Genomic DNA, 2,474 nt, shown 5'->3' with positions numbered 1-2,474 from the left:
ATGATACCCTGCGGAATTAGGGGAAAGGCTGTTACTTCTATGAACGTGGAATTGGGACAAAAAGAAGTACCTATGCTTGAAGTTAAGCAAAAACTACTAAAGCATTTTTCAGAGCTCTTCGGCGCACATATTACTAAAGAAAAAACCAGGGTCTAAGTCCCGGTTTTTAAATTTTGCAATACTACTTACTTAGGTTGGTAAGTACAGTACTGGTCATTAATTTACCACTTTTATTATAGGATTCCTGTTTAATCATACCCACATCTTCTGCCAACCAAAGTCGTGAAGGAAAATTTTGATTAACCATCATCATTTTAGACTGGTTTTCACTATAAATCACGTAGCAATCAAAAGTACCCGCAGGTGTTGTAACGGATTCCTGTTTTTCAACTTTTCTGTTTATCATATCCATCGTAGAATTCATATTCATACCGCTCATGCTTATTTTCATAATAATATTGGCATCCGGCAATTCCTGTCCGACTTCCAGGTCATTTGGAAGTTCAATATCCGTCCCGGAAACTTCCATCTCCATATCTTCAAATTGCTGAAGCATTTGATTAGACATTAAGGATTCATAATCTATGGTAACTATGTTGCCTGAACAGGAATAGGTAAATTCAGAAGTAAAGGCTTCCTTTCCCTTGTCATCCATATAGGTCATAACCATAGTTGCAGAAGAGGTACTGCCCTCATCTATTACATTGGTAACTGTGTAACTTATAGTCCCCTGATTTTTGCCCTTGCCATTATAGGAAGTGTATTCTAAAGTAGTGCCCTCGACCATAGGGTAATATTTGCTACAATTTTGAGATATTCCTTCAATGGCAACAAAAAAAATCAGACATACTGTTACTAGTGCTCTTTTCATAATGGGTAAATTATATATTACGTTTCTTTAATTATATTTTAATAAATTCCACTCTTCTGTTTTGGGCTTTGCCATCAGTGGTGCCATTATCACCTATGGGAACAGTCTCGCCTTTTCCTTCGGTTTTAAGACGGTCTCCGGCAACATTGTAAATTTCCACTAATGCATTTCTAACTGCGTCGGCCCGTTTTTTTGAAAGTTGCATATTAGTTGTGTCATCTCCATCAGAATCAGTATGCCCTATAATGTTGAGGTTCATACTGCTTTCCTGCTGCAGTACCTGTGAGATTTGCCTAATAATACCCATAGACTGAGGTTGGATATTAGCAGAGCCTGAGTCGAATAAGATACCATTGGTAGATACTTTCCCCTCAGAAATTAATGTTCTTCTTAAATCCAGACCTCCTTTAGCCACTTTTAGATTGGTGATGAACAACCGTTCTTTACCATCTTTAAAATTGTTCATATGAAATTTCAGCGTTTTCAAGACCCCACCCTGCGGCACAATCCTTGGAATGTCGATATATTTTTCTTCATTGACCCATAACCTGTAGCGTTGCTTATTCACCGCAATGGAAATATGTGGCCGGTTTAGTACTTCATCTCTGAGATCGGCCTTTACGGTACTATAAATTTCTCTCTCGCTATTGATATGGTTTTCCATATTGATTCCTATTGGAGCATATTGACAAAATGGAAGATGGGAGTGCACAAAATTACTACCCTCTTTAAACAAATCATCATCACTTATGGAAATCCTTAAGGTAGCCGTAGACGAGGTTTTATTATCCAATCCTACTGTTTCAATATCAAATTCTATAGTATACTCTTCAGGAAGGCTGGGCACATCTGGGATAAAGTACAAATTATACCCGGAAATAAGTTCAAGCCACTTTTCGGGAGAATCATTCAAGGTCACTACTTCGCCACCACCATTAGTGTTCCATTTGGAAGGGAAATCGCCAATAAAATCATTCGAAAAATCATCAAAGAACAATAGTTTATCACCAGGAACAAAATCAAATTTGCTATACACCTGAATAGATTTCGGGCCACCCGAATCAGGGATATTAGCTGTCGCGTTAACTCCATCCGAACCACCCGGATTGTTGCCACCATCCATGGGGAATGGGTTTTGCCCTTTTTGTTGCTTTCCTTTACTCCCAGGTTCCAAAATGCTGTCTAGAACAGCGTCCGTTTTCTCCTGGGTTTCCTTTTCTACTCTTCTTTCAACTGTCCGTTCCGCAGCACGTTCCGCTGCCTTGCCCAATTTCTTTAATAACTGAGCACCTGCATCCGGGCTTGCAAACAGGAATAAAACGAGTGGAAGGATGATACGAATTTGTTGGGCAAGTGTTCTCATGATTTCGGAAATTTTTGACGTATCTTAAAAATACGATATTTTAGGCATATGAGTGGAGGTTTGTCCAGTCTATTTGTGTCATAAAAAACTTACAAATACCTAATTATTAGTACTTTATTGAAGAAATATAAGTAAAAAGCACTTCCTGCTAAGGAATATTGTGTATTTGGTTTATTTTACTGTGTGGATGGTTTTCGGATATAGTCTAGTTAATTTTGTAAAGTACAAGCGCATTTTCCT

2 protein-coding genes and 1 pseudogene are annotated in these 2,474 nt (G+C 38.2%); 1 reads left to right on the top strand and 2 read right to left on the bottom strand.

Features of this window, described 5'->3' with window-relative positions; genetic code table 11:
- Positions 1-156, top strand: a pseudogene (locus tag WBN20_RS00905) (lipoyl(octanoyl) transferase LipB); the annotation flags it as partial.
- 25 nt (positions 157-181) lie between these two features.
- Here the strand turns inward: WBN20_RS00905 and WBN20_RS00900 are convergent.
- Both WBN20_RS00900 and WBN20_RS00895 read right to left on the bottom strand, forming a co-directional pair.
- A complete protein-coding gene (locus WBN20_RS00900) occupies positions 182-871 on the bottom strand; it encodes a hypothetical protein (protein WP_424280377.1) in 690 nt (229 codons plus the stop codon).
- A 31-nt stretch (positions 872-902) separates the two neighbouring features.
- Entirely contained in the window at positions 903-2,234 is a 1,332-nt protein-coding gene (locus WBN20_RS00895) for an OmpA family protein (RefSeq protein WP_424280376.1), read from the bottom strand.
- Positions 2,235-2,474: the final 240 nt, after the last annotated feature.

This window comes from Eudoraea sp., from assembly GCF_049665975.1.
GTDB lineage: Bacteria > Bacteroidota > Bacteroidia > Flavobacteriales > Flavobacteriaceae > Eudoraea.
The sequence above is the reverse complement of the archived record's forward strand: the minus strand, read 5'-3'. Positions and strand labels throughout refer to the sequence as shown.

Coding starts and splice junctions, on each gene's coding strand:
- WBN20_RS00900 (WP_424280377.1), bottom strand. CDS start 871: ATGAAAAGAGCACTAGTAACAGTATGTCTGATTTTTTTTGTTGCCATT.
- WBN20_RS00895 (WP_424280376.1), bottom strand. CDS start 2,234: ATGAGAACACTTGCCCAACAAATTCGTATCATCCTTCCACTCGTTTTA.